Below are 23,870 nucleotides of genomic sequence, written 5' to 3'. Positions count from 1 at the left end.
CATGCAGTTTCTTATTCCTGATTCATCGGAACAGCTTTCGGAATGGAAGACCGAATTTTGGATGCCGGCTTAGCATCTTGGAGTTGTTCATGGATAAATCTACTTAATGACCGAATCGTATCATAGCGGAATAGCGTGTTCGCATCTAGCTGCAACTGATAGATTTGCGACAACTGCACAGTAATATCAATTCCAAGAATCGAATCGCCACCGATAGAGAAATAATTCTCGTTCACATCTGGAGCCTGCTCCATCTCCAACATTTCGGTCCAGACACGCGCAACCGTAGACTCAATACTCTCTAGGCTGATATCCGCTATGGATGGTTTGGCAGATGAGGCATTCATCCTTTTCCTAAGATCGGGCTCCAGTTTGAAATACGCCTGCTTGTCCAGCGCCTGCAAATCCTGCTCATCCAATCCAGTCACCATTAAATGACTGGACCGCGCACCGGTAATCGTCCAAAATGCCCCAATCCCCTGCTTGCGGTCATAACCCAGAATAAGTGGAGATAAACGGGCAATTTCATGAATATGGGAGGACTGCAGCTCTTCGTTCTTGCTTCCCATCCCGGTAAATTGCCATCCTCCCCACTGAATAGAAATAAACTGCCGGCCAAGCTGTCTTTGTTGCAACGCATATTGATCCATAAAATGATTAGCACTAGTATAGGGTCCCAGATTTTTCTCTGACAATATAGCGTCTACAGAGGAGAAGGTCATAAAAAAATCAACCATATGTTCACGCAGCAGCATATCCAGAAGTACCGTCCCATAGACTTTAGCTTCATATACATCCTGATAATCTTCCATACTTGCCTCTTGCAGCGAAACCCGCTTCCCTAGTACACCTGCTGCATGAATAACCCCGTCGACGTTGCCGTATTGGGTGGAGATTCGCTCAACGGTTGACTCCAACTCATTGCGTTCTGCAATATTAACCGCAAAATACTGTACATCAGCGCCTAGCTCCGCCAGGGCACGAATATCGGCAAGCTGACGCTGGCTCATATTCTCTTCGCGGGTACGTCCCAGCAGCACGAAAGTGGCACGATATTTGCTTGCGATCTCACGGCATATTTCTGTCGCTATGCCTCCGGTTCCGCCTGTAACCAAGTAGACACCATCATTGCGAAACAACTCCCGCTTTGTCTTAGAAGGAACAGATTCATTCAAATACCGAACATAACGAGTGGCATGCCGGTAGGCCACTTCTTTCGTTTCATCATGCCAGCATACTTCGTTATAAATATGCTGTAATGAGACATCCTTCGCCCACTCCGACGCTTCCAGGTCAATACAACGCGACTCCAGTAACGGATATTCATGATTGGCGCTGCGATTTAGAGATACGATAAAACTTTGCAGCGGGTCAACAATGGCGTCTTCAGATCCAACCTTGTCCGCATTTCTAGTAATATGGAACAACCGCGCCGGTGTGGCGGCCGTATGCAGCGCAAGCTGCCTCGTCAAATACCATGCAGGTGCGAGTATCCCGTCAACCACCGCAGACAACTGCTTCCTGTCGGTAACCATCCGATCCTGCAACGGTTGACTGGATGAGATATGAATGCATGTATTGACAATTTGGCCGTTGTCCCTTAATTGCTTCAATACGTCGGCGATTTGATCTTCTTCATTTATATTCACTTCATAGACCTGCCGCTCTAACTGACGATATTGAGGGCCGTAATACATTTGTACAACATCCATGCCCTCACCGCGGAATTTATTTGCCAGTTGTTCCTGCCAGTCAGAGTGTTCGCCAACTATCAGCAAGACGCCCTGTAATAAATGCTTGCGCTCACGCTGAAGCTGAGTCGGTTTCCAATACAGCCGATGCAGCAGTTCACTGGTTACGGCACCTGTTTCCTGTTGTTCTTGATGACGAACTTCAAGCGCTTTGCGCTTTGTCGTGTTCATATCGAACCAGTATGATTTGCGTTCGAATGGATAGACAGGCAAGGAAACAACATTGCCCGTCTGAATTGGTGTCAAATCAAGGTTCCAGCCTGCTTTGTACAGATGTGACAGTACCGTCAGCAACTGGAGATCCCCCTGTGTGAAACCGAACACATCTGCTTCCCATTGCTGGGGAGGGATGGACGAACCCTCGGCGGATTGGGATGCTGTGTCAAGAAGCTGATGAATGGGCATTGCGCCTGCAGTCAGCAGGATGCCTCTATGTGCAAACCATTGCTGTTCATTCATATTCGTATTGTATTGTGCTAAGCTCGTATGCAACGCGGCATCTGTAACATTTGCCAGTGTTCCTTTATTCTGCATAACATTAGAGACCTCTGCTCCAATGCCGATTCCACTCAGCTCATAGTTCAGTCCTGTTGCCTGCAATAGACTGACGATAGCGTACAGAAACGAAGCATAGATCGCTCTGGCACGAAGCTGCGGGTCATCACTTGAAGCAGCAATATACTCATCGTATTGCGCTCGTTGCTCACGGTTTATCCAGCCTGTCAGGACTAATTGATCGTAAAGCCGCTCCGCACCCGGAATATAATCTTGCAGCCACAGACTGGCCCTTGCCTCTGTTTGTCCATGGCGGGCGTGAATTTCAGCAGCCTGTTCCAGCCGTTCGATGAGTTCCTTTCGAGTATGAGCGACCACAGCGAACCGATAATTATCCTGACTGCGCCGGCAGTTCAACGTATAGCTTATATCCGCAAGGGCAGCTTGATGATTATGCATAAGATGCTGCCGCAGTCCGTCTATCTTTCGTTGTACAATTGCAGGAGTTGAACCTGATACGGTGAACAGATACGCGATCTGCTGCACTTGATCCGGATCAGGTCCATTCTGTGAACCGTCCAACACCGATTGAGGTTCGAATTTCTCCAGAATTATATGCACATTCGTACCACTCAGCCCAAATGAACTCACACCGGCACGAAGCGGCTCTCCAGCGACTGACTGCCAAGAACTTAATGCACCGTTTACAAGGACAGGTGTCTGTTCAAATGGAATTAACGAATTTAGCGGTGTGGCATGGAGTGAAGCTGGCAACTCATTATGCTGCAAACTCAGCGCCGTCTTGACTAGTCCAGCCAATCCCGCCGCGCTGTCAAGGTGGCCTACATTGGACTTGAGCGAACCGAGTCGGATGAACTGCTTACGATCCGTATACTGCATAAATGCTTTTTGAATTCCTTTAATTTCAATCGGATCGCCCAACCGGGTTCCTGTTCCGTGCGCTTCGATATAAGAGATCGTTGTTGGATCAATATTAGCGTTGCTCCAAGCTTTTAATAAGGTTTCAGCCTGGGCATCAGGACTTGGGGCAGTGATGCCGTTCGATCTTGCACCGTCTTGAGTAATAGCGCTGCCTTTAATAACTGCATATACACGATCGTTATGACGTACCGCTTGCTCCAATGGCTTCAGAAGAATACATACGCTGCCCTCTCCACCGATTGTTCCGTCCGCCTGTTCGCTGAATGCCCGACAGCACTCGCTAGGTGAAACAATATTAGATTCCATAGCAAGTTCACGCTCAATCGGCTCAATATCCAGATGGATGCCGCCGGCAAGTGCCAGCTCACACTCTCCGTTTCGTAAAGCCTGTACTGCTGTATGCACCGCTGTCAACGATGACGAACAAGCCGTTTCAATCACCATGGAAGGGCCATTGAAACCGAAATGGTACGATAATCTTCCCGCCAGATTAGCAGGCAAATTGCTTGACATTAACTCATCTATTTTTAGATCCAGGTGTTGATAATACGTCGGAATTATTCCTGCCATAAAAACACCAACCGGACGATTATGCAGTTCTTCGCGTGTATAACCAGCATCTTCTAGCGTATGGTAGGCCGTTTCCAACATGATACGTTGGTTAGGGTCCATTGATTTTGCCAGTTTTGGTGAAATACCGAAAAACTGCGGGTCAAATTCATCGATCCCTTCAAGATAACCGTAGCGCAAATAATTTTTATCCCTATGACCGGTAGGGTCCAGCAATTTTCTGGATGAGGGAATTTCCCTGATGGTCGTTTGACCGTTCACTAGCATATCCCAGAATTGGTCCGGACCATCTATTTCAGGCAGGTGGATTCCGATACCAATGATGGCAATATCCTGCCCGGCCTTCGAAGTTTCCTTACCCTCGCCCGGTTGCACAGATTGTTCCAAACGATCTTTATTCTTGGGTGCCGAAAGAATGTCATCAGCTGGCTGCATAATATAATCTGCCAGTTGAGCAATAGTGTTGTAGGAAAACAGATCACTGATTTCTAGTTTTATTTCAGGCAGTTCTTTTTTTAGCAGGTTGTACAGCCGCATAATCTGAATTGAATTTCCGCCAAGTTCAAAAAAGTTGGACTGAATCCCAACATGGGAGAGGTTCAGCACATTCTTCCAGATATCAACCAGCTTCTGATCCAATTCATGACGCGGTTCGCTGTAGTCTTCACCCGTGCGAACAATTTCAGTGTTTTCCAATGCTTTGCGATTAATTTTACCGTTCGGTGATAACGGATAGGCTTCACTGTATTGGTAAAAGGAGGGGATCATATAACTCGGCAGCTTATCCGCTAAGAACTGCCGCAATTCCGCTGTTGATGGCTCTGTTCGAGATTTAAGAAAAGCGCATAATACAGGGTTATTCAGAGCTTTTCCCTGCAGCACGACTACTGCATCCTGAATTTGCGGGTGCTGTAGCAATGCTTCTTCAATTTCTCCGATCTCTACCCGATAACCACGGATTTTAACCTGATTATCCACACGACCGAGGTACTGTAAATTGCCGTCTTTTTGCCACTGGCCCACATCACCGGTTTTGTACATTTTATCTCCAGGAATATCGCTGAACGGATTCGGAATGAAGCGTTCGGCTGTGAGTTCCGGCTGGCCCAAATATCCGCGCGACAGCCCTGTGCCGCTAACACAAATTTCACCGGGAATGCCGATCGGGCACAGGCGGTTGTTCCGGTCCACTATATATATTTTTAGATTAGAACGCGGTTTGCCTATCAATGAAATCTCATGCTCAGAATTACCGTCAAAATGATAGGTGCTTGTTTCTACCGTTGTCTCCGCAGGGCCGTAACCGTTAATAATTTTCCCGGTAGGATTCAATATCTCGCGACATTTGCGCACCAGACTGATCGGCACATATTCGCTGCCCAGAGACAATGAGGTCAGATCAGGCAATACAGGTCGCTCGCTCCGTTCTTCTGCTTGCTCCACCAGCATATTCATCAGCACTGGTATTTCATCAATACTGTTAATCCGGTGTTTCTGCAAATAGTCCATATACTGGTCGGCATTCTTGCGTACGTCCGGATGAAGCAAGTGCAGTGTTCCACCTGAAACAAGCGGCGAGAAAATCTGCTGAATGGAACTGTCAAATGCGTAGGAATTGGACAACAGCACCTGATAGCCTGGGGTATGGTCATATTCTTCTAGCGTCCATAATATAAATTCAGTGAAAGAACGCTGATCAATCATTACACCTTTGGGCGTACCAGTTGAACCAGATGTATAAATGACATACGCCAGTGGAAAATCAACGCCCTCATGATCTGCTCCAACTGATTGACCGGCGGCAGTATTCTCAACTAGCCGGCAGTCACCCTGCTCCAGCACTACTGTAGACCTAACCATCGCAGCAGCAACCTCCTGGTACTGCTCCATGGTTACAATAATGCTAACCTTGCTACTTTCGACAATATAACGAATACGTTCCTCCGGATAACTTGGATCAATCGGCAAATAAGCACTCCCCGAACCAAGCACTCCCATAATGGCGGTAATCAAATCAGTCGACCAGTCCATCAGCAAAGCGATAATCCTGCCCTCGCCTGCTCCCCGATCACGCAAAAAACCAGCCAGCCGCTCTGCCTGTTGGGCCAGCTCACAATAAGTCAGCCTGCTTTCTTGAAAGACCACAGCCGTATATTCGGGCGTGGCTTGAGACTGCTCAACAAAAAATTGATATACGGTTTTGTCCTGCTTCAGGTCCATTCGGTCCGTCTGGTTGAACTCCACCAGCAGTTGTTGTTTCTCAACTTCCGTCAATAGCTCCACTCCAGCAACCGGCAGTTCAGCCTGATTCATGAATTGTTGCAATATCGAAATAAAATGCTCTCCCATCTTGTGTACGATCCATTGTTCGAACAGATCAGAATGATATTCCAGCTTCAGCATCGGCCTTCCAGCCAGCAGGAAGGATACGGTCATATCGTAATGATTAACCTCGGCTTCTTCATATCCGATAATGTTGAAGCTGCTAAAAGAGCCCTGCAGCAATTGCATATCCAGAGGGTAGTTTTCAAATACCAGAATATGGTTAAATAACGTCTCCGTGCCTTTCATCCGGGAAATACTTTGAATATCGCTTAGAGGTAGATTTTCGGACTTTTTATAGTGAATTAGCTTATTATGTATGTGTCGAATATAATCAATTCTCGACAAATCACCAGCTTCACTCACAATGACAGGAATGGTATTGATGAACAAACCTATCATCCGCTCCACCTGAGGAAGTACATCCGGGCGGCCTGAAACGGTCAGGCCATACACGACCTCATTACTATCGTTGTACCGTTGCAAGAGAAGTGCCCAAGCAGCATTCATTATAGAACTGGCCGATACGCTATACGCTCTCGAGAATTCCTCTACTTGAGGAAAAATGCTATGAAGATCGATTTCTACCTTATGAATGTCGCCACCTTGTGTTCTCGTCTGCTGCGCATACGGCAGTTTCGTATACGAGCTTAAAGATTCCAATTCGGTCTGCCAAAATTGGCGAGCCTGCTCATGATCATATTGTTGCAGCCATTTGATGTACGCCTTATAGGCAGGCTTACTGCTGCGGGTTACATGTTGATCATGTAGTAGCAATTCATAGGTTTGCAGCCATTCACTCAAAAACAGCCCCAATGACCAGCCATCCAGTATAATGTGATGAAATTGCAATAGAATGGTATAGCTATTCGCATCTTTCTTGCACAATACAGTCCTCAGCAGCGGACCTTTTGTGAGATCGAAGCCGTTATTCTGCTCACGACGTCTAATTTCACTCAACCTGGTTTCTGTATCGGCCGGAGACAAGGTGGACAGATCCTCTTGGCTCAGGATCAACTTTTGCTGCTTTAATACGATTTGAACAGGCTGACTTAAATTCTCCCAGCGAATGACAGAGCGAAGACAGTCATTATCCACTGCCATCCAATTCAGCGCCTTCTGCAATATTTCTGCATCCAGTTCACCGGTAATATGCAATGCCACTTGACTCAAATAGAGCGGCACCTCTGGTTCTTTTAAACAATGAAACAAAATGCCTTCCTGTGTAGGCGACAGCGCAATAATATCTTCAATGTTCGGATTGTTTACCTTTTGGGCCATACTGACCTCCCGTATGTTTGCATGATTAAATAATTGCTGAATGGGCAAAAACGTCTTCGATCTTGCTTAGATAGCGGATAATATTGTCCACACGGTCATGAATCAGAGTAATACGGAACCAAATTTCATCAGGCCGTTGCAAAATACCAAATACATTGCCGGGAAGAATGCCACAGTTCACTTCATAAAACAGCTTCTTGAAGAATTCATCATCATTGTCAAACCGATACTCGGGATTCACTTTAATGAAGAATACATTGCCAATCTGTTGATTGGTATAATCTACAAATACTTTCGATCCTTTCACATACTCGGTCACACGTCGAAGCGCATCGGCCTGTATGTTATCCGAAAGCTGAATGCGGGATTGATATTTCGCAAACAGCTTAAGCTCCTGCATTTTTTTAAACAATAGATGTTCATCCACATTCTGACTCCAGCCGAATAATCCCTGGTCAAATAATTTCATATCCTCCAGCGCCGGTTCTTCTCCGGTAAGCAGCTTATATTTGAAATACAGATTGAGCGCAAAATAGACCAACGAGTGGGTATTCATGCTATTTTCCATCGATGAAATAAAATATTTGTATTTCTCGTCAATCCGCGGATCACCAAACCAGTATCCCGTACGGAAACCGGAATAAAACGGTGTATCTTTGGAACAACCATATACTTTAATCACGTAATCAAGCTTATCCGTCAGATTAAAAATTTCTGTAAAGCCGCGGCTTTTAGGGAAGATCAAGTCCTGGTAGATATTATCTACCACCAAGAAAATCTCATTGGCCTGGCATAATTCTACGATCTGCTGCAACTCCCTTACATTCTCGCCCTCATAGGTAGATTGGGCAGGATTGTTAGGGTAGGTGATGATTACCGCGACTGTAGAGGGTGTAATCGCATTACGAATCTCGCAACTGGTGGGCAGATAATTATTCTCTCGTTGCGTATATACGTATTTAGAGGTTGCCTTGTCGTTCAGATTCGACAGTTGGGCTGCATAGACCGTATAGTTGGGCAAAATCAGAATCACTTCCGGATGCTCCAGCCCTTTTTCAACCTGTTTTAATTTCAAAATTGAATTAATAACACCGTTCATCACATTGGTGCAGCCGTTCCCGCAGCCTATACCGGCTTTCTCTACCAGCCTGTGGCTAATATCCGCCCGCTGGGGGGCATTCTGTAACAGTCTTGCCAGCTCCAGTCTACGGATCAACGCATTCATCTCGGTATAACCGTCGGGAGATGTGTAACCCGGCTCTATCTGATGCAAAGCAGAAATTTCGTCCATGGTGAAAATTTCTGGAAAGAGATGAACATTAAAGTTCATATTATCCAATATGTTCATTGATTCACGTCTATCAAACAAAATACTCCAATACTGAATCAAGCGTTGGTACATTTCCAGATTCTCAAATTTATCCTTGTAGTACGAGTTGTTTGACATGGAAGTATTCCTTTCTATATACAAATTTAATCAGTCTATAAACAAAGAATCCAGCTCTGCTTGGTCCAGCCCGATCGTCTCAAAATCAGAGGGCGTATATGTTGCCGACTGCCGGGCTGTGCAGTGTGTGATAATGGCAATCAACTGGTCATGCCAGGCATGAATTAGCTGATCCATCGCTTCCGTAGTAAAGTGTTCTTTTACGTAAGTCACTGAAAGGCGAAGCTGGCCTCCAATCGTCATCGCATTAACATCCAGTCGGACCGAAAAGGCATTGAACAGCCCATTATTATGACCGGTTTGTTCTTCCGCCAGTGCAAACAGACCAGGAGCGGACAAGGCAACAAAATCACCAAGATAATTAAATCGGATCATCTGCCCGATTGGTGATTCTAACATGGAAAGAATGGATGAAGGCTGTAAATGCCGACTTATCAAATAATCGAAACCTTTATTCGGCACACTGCGTAGCTGTTCTTTGACTAGTTTGATCTGCTGCTCTAGATCAGCGGCAGGCAGTTCAATCCGAACTGGGAAAATGCTTGTGAACCAGCCTACCGTTCGAGATACATCCACAGCCTCGCTAAACCTCTCTCTTCCATGCCCCTCCAGCTCCAGCAGAATGCAAGAACCAGTATCCAGTTGTTGCACTACCTGTGCTAGTGCGATAATTAGCAGATCAACTGGTTCCGTGTGATACGCGGAATTGGCGCGAAGCAGCCATTGACTCGTCCAATCTGCGCTTAACCGTTTGGTCACGGTAGCTGTGTGGCGATTTTCCACCGCTCGGATGTTCGGTGCGTTTCCTCCACTCCAGTCATCAAATATTTCGGTCCAGTAAGATATGCTTGTGGAAGTCAACGAAGCAGCATAGTGTTCCAATTCCTCTGTCCATTGCTGGTAGGATGATGTTTTAGCTGGCAGTACAGCTTCATGACCGTCTTTCTTTGCCGTTAAGATGGTAATCAAGTCCTCCAGTAAGATACGCCAAGAAATACCATCAACTACTAGGTGATGTGCTGTTAGCAGCAACCTTGCGCCTTGACTCCCGAGTTCAAAAAAAATCGCCTTGAACAGCAGATCAGACTGCAAGTCAAATGACGATTTTAATGTACTGCCCGCCGCTTCGATCCTTTCCAGCTGCTGATCATACGACAAGGACGACAAATCCAGTTGTTGCACTTGAAGAGGAAGATCCAGATGAACAGGATTATAAAAAAGAACACGATCATCATTCAGATTTAATCTCAAACTGTCATGATGAACAATTAGCGCTTGCAGGCCCGATTCTATCATTTCCAATGTAACCGAGGCATCCAGCGACAATAGTACCGATTGATGATAATAATCCTGCTGAGTCAATTGCTGATCAAAAAACCATTCGTGTATGGGAGAACGCTTCAAGACCCCCTCCGCTATTCGATGACGATCTTCCTGGTCTGCGCCTCTATCTTTGACAAGGTAAGCCACCATATCACCGATTCGCGAATATGTCAGAATATCGTTGACCTTTAGGACATATCCTGCTGTTTTCATTCTGGAAGATAGCTGAATCGCCTTAATGGAATCGCCACCTAATTGAAAAAACTCGTGCTCCAATCGTACAACCGGAATATTCAAAAGCTGTTGCAGCGTGTCGGTTAACAACTGTTGTTCCACTGAATACAGATACTGAAGCTCGTCCTTGTTTGACTCCACTGATACTTCTAGCTCCATTATCGGCACTGGTAATTTGGAAAAATCGATTTTACCATTAATCGTTAACGGGATTTCGTTCACTTCAATTAGCTGTGGAATCATATACAACGGCAACTTGGCGGCAAGTTTTGTTTTGATCATTGCCAGTTCTACAGGCGTTTTCATTACCAGATAGGCGCAAAGCTTACTTCGTTGGTCACTCTTACCTACATTTACTGTCTGTTGATCGGTATGCTCCGCATCGTTCATCCGGTATCCCAGCACGGCTGCATTGGAAATTTCATCAATTTCCAATAATGCCGTTTCGATTTCACCTATTTCAATACGGTACCCATTCAATTTGACCTGACGGTCTTTGCGGCCCATGTATTCCAGATGATTGCGTTCCGTAAAACGGACCAAATCGCCTGTCCGATACATCTTTTGCTGCGAAAGAAACGGATTTGGTACAAAGGCTGCTTCCGACAATTGCTCCCGGTTCCAGTAACCTCTTGCCACTCCTTCACCTGATATGAACAATTCTCCAATGCAGCCTGTCGGTACAGGCTGCAAATGCTCATCCAGCACATACAACTGTACATTAGCCGCCGGCTTGCCGATCGGTACAGAAACATCAGTATCCTCTAGGGGGTCATATTTATGAATCATACAGCCTACCGTAGCTTCCGTCGGACCGTATTCATTATAAATATGAATATTTGCACCGAAGCAATCATTTATTTCCTTGGCGATTGAGGTGTTCAGATTCTCACCGCCTACGATCAGGGTGCGTATAGAGCTCTGTGTATACGATTGCTCACGTAGTAAAGACAAATGCGCAGGCGTCAGTTTCAGTACAGTAACCTTGTTATCTCGCAAGATATCATACAATACAAAACCATGGTCTGATTCACTATAAATTCTAAGCTCATGCCCACCTATTAACGGTGTAAAGATAGACGTAACCGTCAAATCAAATGACAATGAAGAATATAAAGCGAAGACTTCCGGTGTTTGCCGCACGTAAACCTTATGAGCCCACCAGATGTAATTCGTCAGATTGCTGTGTTCGATCATAACGCCCTTCGGCTTGCCGGTTGAACCGGAAGTATAAATCATATAAGCAAGTTCACTCGGACCTGCCGACGGTCCGGTAATGTTCCAAACTGCTGCGTCATCTTCATCCTGTTGCTCCGGCCAAAGAATAGTCCCGCTGTAATCCACATCCGTTGGCAGGTCCCGATTCAGTACCATACAGTTTAGGGTGCTATCTTGCAAAATATCATTAATACGTCGGCTTGGATATGCATGATCGATAGGCACATAGGCAGCTCCGACTTTCAAAATAGCCAGCAATCCGGCCACCAGCTCCATCGAATGCGTTCCGTACACACCCACCTTGTGCCCGGAACCTATGCCGAGCTGCCGCAAGCGTACACTTAGTCGCAGAACCTGCCGATGCAGTTCCTGATAGTTCCATGTCTTGGTATACATACTGATAGCTATGCGTTCCGGCGTTAATTGCACTTGTTGTTCAAACAGCTCCACAACATTGTGGTTTGCGGGATACGATTGCGTTGTATCGTTAAATTCAACCAACAACCTATACCGCTCGTCTTCCGATAAAAGAGAAATTTGCTGAATCATCAGTTGCGGATGATTCATGATTTGCGTAGCAATCCTCATTATTCTATCAAACATTAGATCTATATCCTGTTTGCTGAATATGGCGCATCGATAATCAAATTCCAGCATCAACTCTCCTTCTGCCCATTCCTTTATCACCAACTGCAATGGAAGCTGTTGATAGCCCGAATGCAATTGTATGACCTCGAATGGCTGATCAAGTAATTGATTGCTCGGTACAAATGGATAATAATTGACCGACAGTTGGAACAAGGATTCGTAGCCTCTTTTCTTCAACTGTAAATCCTGCATCAACAAGTCGAACGGATACTTCTGGTGAACATAACCGGTGCGAATTTCGCGCTTGACAGCGGATAACAGCTCCAACACCGCAGCCTCCGGTTGAATATGGAACGGTACGGGCATTGTGCTTGTATACATGCCAATAGTTTGTTTATCTGCTGGACCGGAACGGTTGTATACAGGCAAACCTATCGTTACATCTGTCTGACCATACATTTTGAATATGTAGAGGTTCATTAATAGAACAAAATAATCGTTCAGTGAACAGTTATATTTTTGTGTCCAATCATGTATGGACGAAGTGATTTCCCTGTCCAGTGCATAGGATGCCCGCTGCGCTTCAAGTCGGTCGGAGCCCATATGAAAAACAGGCTCAGGAATCGTCTGAAACTTTTCGTACCAATAAGCACGGTCCTTCGCAAAACGAGGAGATTGTGCATATTTCTGTTCTTGATTTATCAACTGTAAATACGTTTGATCTTCCTGTATCGCATCATCCTCGCCGCGAAATAACCGCTCATAATGGTTGCAAATCTCTGCCGTCAGGAGCGGAAGCGACCAGCCGTCAAAAATCAAATGATGTATCTTGGCAAAAATACCGTAATGTTTCTCATCTAGCCGGTACACTTCAAATCGATAAAGGGGTTGTTGTCCATCTAGCGAAAGCGGCAGACGAAGTTGATTTTGCAACCATTGATCCCACACTTGTTGTGGGTTGGCTTTTGTGCTAAAATCCGTAAACTGCAGCCTGTGCTTACCATCCTTGGATACGGTCTGCATGGGGTCGTCATCTTCCTCTGAGATGACTAACCGAAATACCTGATTGCCAGCGATGACCGACCGAATCGACTGCATCAACATATCCGTGTCTATCTGTCCATAGATATTTGCGATACCACAAATATGATGAATATTAGTATTGGGATATAGTTTTTCGGTATACCAGATTCTCTTCTGAGGATGACTTAGCGGATAATGATAATCAGCATAATGAGGTATGATCACGAATATTCAAACCTTTCCTTATCAGAATAGGCGCGAGTTCCTGCCGGTTAATTTCTAGAATATAACGTCTGGAATGTTTTTTTGGTCAGTATCTCTCATCAAGATTTTCTCTTCTCCCCTTCGCACCTCGTACCCCCAAAAATTTCTTGTCGGTTGTTTGAAAGATATGGTCCCACAAGGTAATGAAAAAAGAGTAATTGCACTTATATAGATCATGATGCTTTAAATGGTAGGCGCCGATCGACAGCCATCGGGTGATGATACCCCTTATCCTTGGATTGTGATCGACTACCTTGCCAGCCAAAAACACTTCATAAACATAATGAAATCCTAACAATATGCCCCCTGGAACCGGGTCGATGAAGACGAGGACAATTAAGGGTAACGTCAGAGTAAGCCAAATATCCAGCGAAGCCTTAAAACTTCCGAACCAGAAGAAATAATTTGAAAACTCGGGCCAATTCGAATCCCCATATTTGACACGGTGATGTACGATATGAATTTTATATAAGAAATTTTTCTTATGGGGAATATGTGCTAGCCGATGTACACTGTACGAGTACAGCGTCCAAAGGAAGAAGTATGCAATAACTTTCACAATCACTAACACCATTGTCATCATCCTCCATTTTTTATGGATAACTTCAAAAGACAAAATCATCGAGACGCCCTGGGAATAATACACAAATCCCGCTTGAGAATTTCGAGATATTGATCAAGCATTCGTACAGCAGTAGCTTGTCTGGACGAATCTACAGCATATTCAAGCTGGAACGTAGGGGACTTGGTTCAGAGCAGAACCCTTTTCCTGGTTAACAATACTTCTCTTCTTTGACAAAGCTACTTGTGCATGATGATGGGCGAAGTATTTGCTCCTGTATTGATAGTCCATCAGGAGAATTAGTAAATTATTACCCTATTTGTGTGGCATCTGTGGCATTGATTGCTATGGGGGCTTACCTTTTTATCCGGACCGTATCCATTCTCGAAGCATATAGTCAACTAGCGAGAAATGAGCATATGTGAATCGCTTTGGTTTTAAGCTTCTGACGAAAGTGAGAAAAAAGGTAGATGAGCTTTTGATTTCTGTCCCGTTCAATGCCTGATGTTGTTCGATTGGAAGAATTCTTTTTGTGATAGAGGAAGTGTTCAGTCGGCTGCTAACCTTTTGCCATCGTGCCTGCCCCAATAATTCCAATTGATTGAGAAGTTCCATTCCTATGCTTATAACAGCCTTCTCATTTAGATAACATGTTCAATCTCCTTCTCACTAGTCAATTTCCAATCCGGGTTGTAGATAGTGCTTGTATACCGATCTCCACGATCCGGGAAAACTGTAACTACATTGATTTCGCGGTCGGGTAAATTTTGTGTGAAGTACTTTAAGATAGCTGACATTACAGACCCCGAAGACCCCCCTGCCAAAATAAAATATTCCTTTAGCAAACGCTGGCACATATTAACCGTCTCCAACTCACTAACCATTACATGATCATCAATTTTGGCCTTATTAAGTATCAATGGGTACTTGCTAGATCCAATTCCCGGAATACTCCTTTTTTTAGGTTGTGACCCGAAAATTACCGAACCATAAATATCAACAGCTATAATTCGCGATTCAGGAAAATACTCTTTAATACGGTTAGAAACCCCAGTTATCGTCCCCCCTGAACTCACCCCCATGAATACATAATCAATCTTTGTTACAGACTCTATTAGTTCACTAGCCAGTGTATGATAATAAGCCTCGGCATTTAGCGGGTTCTCATACTGGTTGATCCAATAAGAGTTGGGAATAGTTTCTACCAACTCTTTTACTTTTTTGATCCGATTCAGAAGATATCCCCCATACTCATCTGGTTCCGTGATTTTGAATACTTTATCGCTTAATGCAGAGATCAACAACTCATTGTCAGGCATTGTATTTTTATCAATCACACAATAAAACTTTAATCCTAACCAACGACAAGCCGCCGAGAGAGCAAGTCCAAAATTACCAGAAGAAGACTCAATGATAACTGTGTCTTTGTTTATAGTTCCATCTTCTAGCAATTTTTTAAGGATATAGGACGCTGCTCGATCTTTCACACTTCCCGTTGGATTAAACATCTCCAGCTTTGCGAATATATTGAGCTGCTTAAGCTCTGACATCGTAAGTTTCAATAAGGGTGTATTTCCTACAAGATTTAAAATATTATTTTGAATCAAGGCTAGTTCCCCTTTCTAGAGATACTTGAATGATCACAAATAAACTTGGATATATGTTAACAGTTTGAGTCATAAACATACCCAACATTTTGTATGGATAATTCCAACGAATTATCCAAAACACGGTGATTCCCCACCTTTCATTAGCCTGAAGCTGCTTTATTTCAGCAGAAAGCACCTTTATACAGTTCCATAAAATGCGACACCGCAACAATGTCGGATATGCGTTCAAAATCCCATTGACCGGCCCCGTCATGTACAGAAATACAAAGACATATGTTTAAATCGTGGAAGAAAGTAAGTTTGGAAACATAACCGGAAATAAAAGACTACAGCCCCTATGACGACGGTGAATAGCAACTCGCCTACCACATTAACATCGGAAAACCGTGACTGAAATGGAAATAAGCAAGCATAAAGATTAAGCATCCCAAGATAAACAAAACAACATATCGATGTCACCAAAGAAATAATGCCTGAAATGATTACATTGATCGATCCGCTAACTACTTCAGTATCATTATTCAAGACGGCATGTAGTCCGCCTTCCTCCATGTTCTCCAACTTTTGATGGGCAAATTCAAGCCCAAAATAAAAAAAGAAGACCGTTCGTCAGATTGTCTTCTCTACCAAATGCCTCCCTCGTAATATCTGAAGATCTGTGAAAATAGTCCATTAACGCAAAAAAACCAGGATTAAACTGTTAGTTCATGACCAACAATCGATGCCTAGTTCTACTTCTAAATGAATTATTAAGTTTCAACTCTTTTCTCTTATACATTAAGCATCAAAGCTCAAAAATCGCCAACGAGCATAGCTTCGCCCGTTCGCGCGAATTCACTCGCACTACATATAACATAGTTTGCAATTAAACACTTAACGTGCCTTAACAACGATTAAGTATTTTACTTCAAAAGTTAAGTCCTATCTCTGACATGGTCTATCTAATCTAATTAAAAATACATAACAAAAAATAACATAATATCCCTCATAAGTCAACTACCAATAAAAATGGGATATTCAATAATATCATGAACGAATAGTGTCTCTGTCTTTCACGACCACTATTAGAAAATCCGGAAATGCGTCCCTCAAAATGCCTGTGATCTGATCTCCGACAGGTACACCGTTCAATTCATTTTCCTAACAGTGCAATCAAAACCAATTGATTGTGATTGATACGTTCACCAAACTTCGATCAATTAGAGTTTGAAAATCTTCATTCTTCTCCATAAACTTTCCAACCGCAGGATACATCATAGCACCAGTTTCGTCAGTAAGTTGAACACAGCCTATAAAAATATAATCCTTTGCTGTATCGAGAGGAACTATTAATTTCGCACCTGATATCCCGATATGTAATAGGTTTTCCTTGATGACTTTGAAATATCCATAGACAGTTCTTTTCCAGCCCATATCAATAAATAAGGAATTTTTTTTAATCTAATTAGCAACGCCATTTTTAAAGATTGTATCTGTATGCTTCTCAAACAATTGCTTAAAATAGATAGCAGCTTCAGAAAGGAACCCCTTCTCGGCAAAACAAAGTGCTAAGCCCTACAGTACTTGACGATCTCGCGGCAGACACTTGCGAATTGGATGATCTATGGGGCTGAACAGTATCTTACGCCGCTTGCAGAACGTATGCGTGTGCATTTGTTGGAGCAAGACATTTTACATGCGGATGAAACGACACTCCAGGTACTGCGCGAGCCGGGTAAGTCGGCAGAGACACAGTCGTACTTGTGGTTGTATCGAACAGGACGGCAAGATCCGCCTATTGTGCTGTACGACTACCTGACAACACGTGGAGGCGGGCATCCACGAAACTACTTGTCCAACTTTCGCGGCCATCTTCATGTGGACGGTTACGCGATTGAGTTAGCTTCAGTTACTTCTGCGGATCGAGGGGGCTTGTCCTCCGATGCGTGAACATGATGTTATATGAAGTCCACTTCTACGTAGCGCTTACCCAATACCAATTCTTATCGAATTTCTTTACTTGAATAAAATCTCCAAATAACATTTCATCCGGTCTACTTCCATTGGCGGTATATATAAATCCAGCGAAATTATCAACTACACCACGATAAGTAAAAAAAAAGAATTTGAGTATCCTGTCCACTTCCTTCGACAATTATCTCACCACCGCCTTTGGACAATTTCTCATATTTGTCAGGTAGACGTATTAATGCTGCATTGAAAGATAAGTTAGGTTTCAACGAACCATCTAATACCAATTTCACAACTTCTTCACGTTCCGACTTATTGAAACGATAATCAAGATTTACTGTTATTGAAGTAAAAGGAATAATGAATATTAGTATAATAACAACAATATTAATCAGGATTGGTATCCCGTTTCTTGCTCTTTGGCATGGTTTACTTATCACAAAATACACAAAAACTATCAATGAGCAAACTATAAAAACTAGATAACCTATCATCTCGATGAATATTGCAATAAAAGGTGTGAAAATATCCACAATGGTCCAACGATAAATATTCTGAAGTAGAATTGTTAATGAGCCTATCAATCCGATCGATAACATGAAAAAAAACAAAATATTTGATTGCTTATTTCTGATTTGCTTTATTTCTTCTTCCATGATTCAGCTCCAATATTTAGGGTTATGGTGGATATCATTTTTGTGGTCACGAGCCCGAGAGACTTAAAGAAGCGCAGCGACTGGGTGCGATGCACTTTTCTCGCAGGGGTGTCTGCCAGATCTACTCCGTTGTATATACTTCGGGCAGACCAAGGGGTCTTGTTCCCCCGATGCGTGAACATGGTGTTAAATGATGTATCTGCCTTCTTTAAAATGCTTAAATAGTATCAAAAGAGATGTTTTTTATGTACGTTAGATCTCCATATCGAATCTCTATGGGATACTCTGATATCTCCTGTTTCAGCAAATCAATACTTTCATTTATTTTACTTTTAATTTCTGCCCTTGTGTAAATACTATATAATAGATCCTTTATTGCCCCAAAATTTTCGATTGAACTGCGTACTCCTAATTTCACCATATTATGCTGATCGGTAAAATCATGAAACAAATCTATTAATATAAAACTTTCCTTATCATTTCTCTTAAAAAATACAAGAACATCCCCCTTGCCAACACTATAAGTTCCTTCGCCATATGATAAATATTTATTATATAATTCCGTTATATCGAGTTTGATATTGAATTGTCTAATTAATTTTTCAAAACTAGATGCCTCATCTGTATCATCAATCAAATCAAAAAACGGTAAATAAAATGATATTTCAGTATATCCCTCCATTGCAAGTCCCTTCCTTTTACTTAAATAAATATAGATATTTCATATAACGTCCTCGTATCTACGACGCGACACCCGACCTTTGATAGCTCTTATCTTAGGTCGGGCCGTGTGTTGTCTGAATATTCTTCTACTTTTCAGCATCTGACAACCAAGGGCTAAAAGCCCCCGCAGCGCGAATATGTTGTTATACGCAGTTCTTAACTTCCCTGATATTCTTTCAACTGTTCTTTACCTTTATCGTCTTCAGTTAGTAGGTTATATATTTTTTCTTGTTCCCATGTTGTTATTGTATAGTTCTTACCGCTCTTCAAATAAATCTTTAGTTTGTTTTGCATTATGTACATCGTTTTTTTCTTCTCAACTTTTTTGATATCTGTTCTTCTTATTTCAAAGGATTCTTGGATCATAGTCACTTTGTATGAATTAAATTTGATACTTTCTTCCGTTATCTGTAACTTCCCTACGGCATGTTCCATATTGCTAATAATGTAGTTGGCCTGCCCTTCGTATACTGTAAATTGATCGTTATGCTTCAAGATGATCATCCCTTACTAAGTTTTGTCGTTTTTTATAGTCTTTCATCAGGAATTGCGTTTAACGTTGCCCTTATTCAAGTCCTTATTTGGAATTGTAACCCATTACCTTTCTTATTTCATTACTTCTTTAAATAGGCTTTGTTAAACTGTGTTGTTAATTTTTTTATTGAAGTAGCGGGCAGCATAGTTGCATGGATACCGCATGCAAAAAGATAGTAAAAAACGATTGACATTGGAATCTAATCCAATGTTATTTTGAATTTATGGAAAAACAATATTTTATAAAAGAGGTTTCACGGATACTTGGTATCCCTAAGGATATGCTCCGGTATTATGACCGTATTGGAATCGTATCGCCGTCTCGGGGACACAATTCTTATCGCAGGTATTCTAGGGAAGGCATCGTCGATTTGATGAATATTCAAATCATGCAGTATGCGGACTTTTCTCTAGAAGAAATCAAGGGGAAGTTTCAGTTCCATAGAATGCAGAGTGTAGATCCTGCTTATTGCCATGAGGTCGCTGAATTTCTTGATGCCAAGAAAGCTGAAACACGCAAGAAAATCGCACATCTTGAAAAGGTCGGTCAATTGCTCGACATAGCAGTTAACACGCTAAGAGACTTTAATCATGAAAGTGACCAGCAGCTGGCAGTGTCCGTTCGGGAGATTTACCGGGATCTTCACAAGAAGGAACCAGAAATAACTAAGGAGGATTGTGATTGACGTAAGAATTAAGAATTATTATTGTTTGATTGCCGGCACTCTTGCAATACTTTTTGCGGTTACGCACGCATGGAACGGGCAATCCGCTGTACTGCCGACGCTCTTAGTGAATGATATGGACTTGGATACAAGGATAACATTTACGTATGTCTGGCACATTATCACCGCTGAGAATCTGGTTTTCGGCATCGTATTCATTATCCTGTCATTTCAAAGCGAGAAATCTAAGATCCGGTTTGCTGCGTGGATGATCGTGTCACTTCTGCTCATCCGTCTAAGGGTCATTAAAGGAGGTCAATCATCACAAACCAGTAAAAGTTTGAAGCATCGAGGAGATGAGAGTGAGGTATACCTGGGTTGACTCTTACAATTGGCTGAAGTATCACGTGCAGATTATTATAAGTGGCGTAATAAGATTTCAGAACCGAATTTTCGCAGGTTGCAAGAGCAGTCACCAGAAGAACATATAATGGCCTTATAACGACTACATCCGTACTTTGGCTATCTGCGTGTGACTGTTGCTTTGAAACGCGAAGGGATTCATGTCAACCATGAGCGTGTTTATCGGATTATGAAGAAGCCCCTTTGCGTAAATTGGTAACCGACATTACCTATTTTCGGGCAGGTGATCGCTTTGTTAATCTATCCGCGATTCAGGATCTCCTCAATCACGAGCAACAAGCTCACAAGGATGGGAATACTAGGCAGTCATTCTAGACGTGGAAACTGCTTGACAATGCATGCATTGAATCGTTCTTTTCACATCTTAAAACTGAAAAAATTTGAACGCTTCCAAAAGAACTTGTCCTAGAATCAGCTAAAACCTTTTGCAAGAAAATTTATCCTAACAGATTTAGATTCGAAAATATACAAACAGAGGATCAATGAACTGCTAATCCGTACTATGGCTCAATTATTTGTCTGCCCACGTTCACATCTTCTACCTTCCATTGGTTATCAACAAACTTATAAAATACATAACGATCAACGAGCTCAAGATTGATAGGATCACTTTCAAAATAAGCTGATTGATGCATTCTCGCCGCTGTGGTGCTGTCGTAGGTAATATCGGCCTTTTTTGTTAGTATAGCGTTATTTTTAATTCCTTTACTGTGAATAATCTTGTTTATAAATGAGTCCGTGAAAAAAGGTCTGAAATATGTTCGAATTTGCGAATAGCTTGAGAGATCGGTAGCTTCATTTAACTTTGTATTAAGCACGTTTGTTCTCTCCTGACTCATTCTCAAAGGCTTGAGCGACTCTGTAAGGATAAAGACCTGTTGCAGTCCGATCATAATGGTTGCTTTTCGTTCTTGTTCGAACCACAGCGCTGTTCCGCCAAAAGCTTCAGCAAAAACACGAACTGGTACATAAGTTGTTCCCTTATCAATTTTTGCTGGCACATCAAGTTTGAAAGCAGCGTTATTTAATAAAGCAGTGCGAGAATTAACATGCAGCAATAGCTCTCGATTGCCATGAATAATCGTAATGCTTTTTTTTTGCCTGGTTCCAGATCACTTCTGAATTGAATCTCTCTGAAACAGCACGTAATGGAATCAGCACTCGTCCATTCTCAACTTTTCCATTGTCGACCGTATTCGAAAAATTATTGGCAAAGCTTATTGTTGGATTACCGATTAGTAAAGTAAACACTAAAGAAAGTGTTAGTGCGATTATTGTTTTTTTCATAGATGTTTCCTTCCACGGTTCCATTATATTCTTGACCCTAGCTCAATTCTTGTCGTCGAAAATAGCTTGCGATACACTCTTCTTCAGTTAGATAGACGCTATCTTATAGATAATGTTGCAGAATAAAAATATGGAAAAAGTATTTTTGTTTATTTTCCATTAAATTGAAATTGTTACTCGGCGGCACTTGACGGCAGATTCCTGTGGTGGATTTTTCACTTTCATTTGGAAGAAAACACCCGGCAGGATGCGTACCGAGAGAAATACGGCATACACCCAAGCCGGGTAAGGGATTAGAAAATAATATCAATGGCCTCTAGCACATCTTGCTCCTGTTCGGATTGCCCGTTCAGGGAAATATCCTTCAACAGCACCGAAGGCTGTTCGCAAATTTGAGAGATGATTACGAGCAGGTCCTGAGCGAAAATGTCGATCAGATTGCGTGTGAACAACTTGGTGGCATATTCAAACTGCCCGTTCATTCCCTCATCCAGCAACGAAATGACCAAGGTTAGATCAAATTGGGAAACCGTATGTGTTTCCGGATAAGATTCGATCTTGATATCCCCGAAGTTTTGAACGTTATCTTCCTTGGTTTCCAGAGCAAACACGACATCAAATACAGGATTGCGGCTTTGATCTCGCGGAACCTGCAGCTTTTTCACAAGCTCCTCGAACGGATAATCCTGGTGATCGTAGGCCCCCAGCATCGTTTCTTTGACTTCGTTCAAGTAAGCGAGGAACGTCTTCTCCCCGGACGGATAATGGCGAATCGCCAAAGTGTTGACAAACATTCCGATGAGCGGCTCCAGGTCGGCATGTGTGCGGCCTGAAACCGGCGTGCCAACAATGAAGTCTTCTTGTCCCGAGTACTTGCTGAGCAGCATTGAATAGACCGCCGATAACACCATATAAAGGGTGCCACCGTTCTCATCGGCGATGCGCTGCAAGCAGTCGGTCATCTGCTTGTCGATGTTGAAAGGCAGCACATCTCCCTCAAAGCTGCGAACGGCAGGTCTGACAAAGTCCGTAGGCAGTTCAAGCGTCGGCAGTTTTCCTTCCAACACGTCCAGCCAGTAGGCTTCCTGACGTTTCAGCCGCTCTTTTACAGGTTCGGACTGCTGCCAAGCGGCGAATTCCTTGTATTGGATCCGAAGCGGTTCCAGATTCTCGCCGTTATACAGTCGCAGCAGCTCTTCGACGAAGATGCCCATCGACATGCCATCCGTGACGATATGATGAATGTCCAGCATGAGCAGATGCCGTTCCGCTTCCCATTCGACTAAGCCCACACGCAGTAGCGGCGGCCGCTCCAAATCAAAGACGCGCACAAAGCCGGCTGCGATGCTCTTCGTTTCACTTTCCGTCGCTTTCGTATACTCGACGGCGAACTTCATGTCCGGATAAATCCGTTGTACCGGTATGCCATCGACCATTTCGAAGCCGGTTCGCAAAATTTCGTGACGAGCGATCAATCCTTTGAGCGCCGCCTCGAATTGATTCCGCTCCAAGCGCCCGACGAGAACCGTCATGCCGGACATGTTGTAGCTAAGCTCGGCGCCTTCCATCTTCTGCTGGATGTACAGCCGTTTTTGTACGGAGGAAAGCGGATAGTGATCCCTCTTATCTAGAACCGGAATGGAGAGGTATTCCTGCCGCTCCAATTGGCTGATCGCTTCGGCCATCGCTTCGATAGTCGAGTGCCGGAAGACATCGCGCAATGGCAGGTCCACGCTCAGCTCCTTGTGCACCTTGCTGACCAGCGTCGTCGCCCGCAGGGAGTGCCCGCCGAGGTCGAAGAAGTTGTCCGTTACGCCAATCGTGACCGGCCCGAGCACGTCCTGCCAGATGGCGACCAGTTTCGCCTCCAGTTCGGTGCGCGGCGCCTCGTATTCGCGGCCTGCGTTTGCTCCCCATTCCGGCGTCGGCAGCGCCTTCCGGTCGATTTTCCCGTTCGGCGTCAGAGGCAGGCGCTCAAGCTCCACGAAATACGACGGGATCA

The 23,870-nt window shown here is 43.5% G+C and carries 13 protein-coding genes and 2 pseudogenes; 4 read left to right on the top strand and 11 right to left on the bottom strand.

Annotated features, from left to right (window positions below; genetic code table 11):
* Window positions 1-11: 11 nt before the first annotated feature.
* The 5 genes from ABN764_RS24340 to sbnA all read right to left on the bottom strand — a co-directional run bounded on the left by ABN764_RS24340 (window position 12) and on the right by sbnA (window position 15,627).
* The gene (locus tag ABN764_RS24340; protein ID WP_446673353.1) at window positions 12-7,361 is read right to left on the bottom strand and encodes a non-ribosomal peptide synthetase; all 7,350 of its coding nucleotides are present in this window, start codon (window positions 7,359-7,361) and stop codon (window positions 12-14) included.
* 25 nt (window positions 7,362-7,386) lie between these two features.
* Window positions 7,387-8,763, bottom strand: coding sequence for an aminotransferase class I/II-fold pyridoxal phosphate-dependent enzyme (locus ABN764_RS24335; protein WP_446673352.1), 1,377 nt, complete (start codon window positions 8,761-8,763; stop codon window positions 7,387-7,389).
* Window positions 8,764-8,838: 75 nt separating this feature from the next.
* Entirely contained in the window at window positions 8,839-13,419 is a 4,581-nt protein-coding gene (locus ABN764_RS24330; RefSeq protein WP_446673351.1) for a non-ribosomal peptide synthetase, read from the bottom strand.
* Between the two features lie 85 nt (window positions 13,420-13,504).
* Entirely contained in the window at window positions 13,505-14,032 is a 528-nt protein-coding gene (locus ABN764_RS24325) for a sterol desaturase family protein (RefSeq protein ID WP_251489138.1), read from the bottom strand.
* A 629-nt stretch (window positions 14,033-14,661) separates the two neighbouring features.
* Window positions 14,662-15,627, bottom strand: a complete 966-nt coding sequence (gene sbnA, locus ABN764_RS24320) for a 2,3-diaminopropionate biosynthesis protein SbnA (RefSeq protein WP_268626154.1) — start codon at window positions 15,625-15,627, stop codon at window positions 14,662-14,664.
* 1,572 nt (window positions 15,628-17,199) lie between these two features.
* Here sbnA and ABN764_RS24315 point away from each other — a divergent pair.
* Window positions 17,200-17,523 (top strand): annotated as a pseudogene (locus ABN764_RS24315) (IS66 family transposase); the annotation flags it as partial.
* A gap of 179 nt (window positions 17,524-17,702) precedes the next feature.
* Here ABN764_RS24315 and ABN764_RS24310 read toward each other — a convergent pair.
* The 3 genes from ABN764_RS24310 to ABN764_RS24300 all read right to left on the bottom strand — a co-directional run bounded on the left by ABN764_RS24310 (window position 17,703) and on the right by ABN764_RS24300 (window position 19,454).
* Window positions 17,703-18,236, bottom strand: coding sequence for a hypothetical protein (locus ABN764_RS24310; protein WP_446673350.1), 534 nt, complete (start codon window positions 18,234-18,236; stop codon window positions 17,703-17,705).
* Between the two features lie 217 nt (window positions 18,237-18,453).
* Window positions 18,454-18,918, bottom strand: a complete 465-nt coding sequence (locus ABN764_RS24305) for a hypothetical protein (protein WP_446673349.1) — start codon at window positions 18,916-18,918, stop codon at window positions 18,454-18,456.
* 197 nt (window positions 18,919-19,115) lie between these two features.
* Window positions 19,116-19,454, bottom strand: a complete 339-nt coding sequence (locus ABN764_RS24300; protein ID WP_446673348.1) for a PH domain-containing protein — start codon at window positions 19,452-19,454, stop codon at window positions 19,116-19,118.
* Between the two features lie 263 nt (window positions 19,455-19,717).
* Here ABN764_RS24300 and ABN764_RS24295 point away from each other — a divergent pair, with 263 nt between their 5' ends.
* From ABN764_RS24295 to ABN764_RS24285, 3 genes and pseudogenes are all read left to right on the top strand, one after another.
* Window positions 19,718-20,179, top strand: coding sequence for a MerR family transcriptional regulator (locus tag ABN764_RS24295; RefSeq protein ID WP_446673347.1), 462 nt, complete (start codon window positions 19,718-19,720; stop codon window positions 20,177-20,179).
* A complete protein-coding gene (locus tag ABN764_RS24290; protein WP_446673431.1) occupies window positions 20,175-20,540 on the top strand; it encodes a hypothetical protein in 366 nt (121 codons plus the stop codon). The genes ABN764_RS24295 and ABN764_RS24290 overlap by 5 nt, the downstream gene beginning before the upstream one ends.
* Before the next feature lie 120 nt (window positions 20,541-20,660).
* Window positions 20,661-20,962, top strand: a pseudogene (locus ABN764_RS24285) (IS3 family transposase); the annotation flags it as partial.
* 119 nt (window positions 20,963-21,081) lie between these two features.
* Here ABN764_RS24285 and ABN764_RS24280 read toward each other — a convergent pair.
* The 3 genes from ABN764_RS24280 to ABN764_RS24270 all read right to left on the bottom strand — a co-directional run.
* Window positions 21,082-21,639 (bottom strand): copper amine oxidase N-terminal domain-containing protein, encoded by a 558-nt coding sequence (locus tag ABN764_RS24280; RefSeq protein ID WP_446673346.1) that lies wholly within the window; start codon window positions 21,637-21,639, stop codon window positions 21,082-21,084.
* On the bottom strand, window positions 21,626-21,868 hold the full coding sequence (locus ABN764_RS24275) for a stalk domain-containing protein (protein ID WP_446673345.1): 243 nt from the start codon (window positions 21,866-21,868) through the stop codon (window positions 21,626-21,628). Before ABN764_RS24275 ends, ABN764_RS24280 begins: the two co-directional genes overlap by 14 nt.
* 293 nt (window positions 21,869-22,161) lie before the next feature.
* The coding region (locus ABN764_RS24270; protein WP_446673344.1) for a condensation domain-containing protein at window positions 22,162-23,870 on the bottom strand (1,709 nt) is incomplete at its 5' end.

The organism is Paenibacillus wuxiensis, assembly GCF_040195695.1.
In the GTDB taxonomy this organism is placed as follows: Bacteria; Bacillota; Bacilli; order Paenibacillales; family Paenibacillaceae; genus Paenibacillus_B; species Paenibacillus_B suaedae.
Note: the sequence above shows the minus strand (reverse complement) of the source record. Positions and strands in the feature narration are given on the sequence as shown.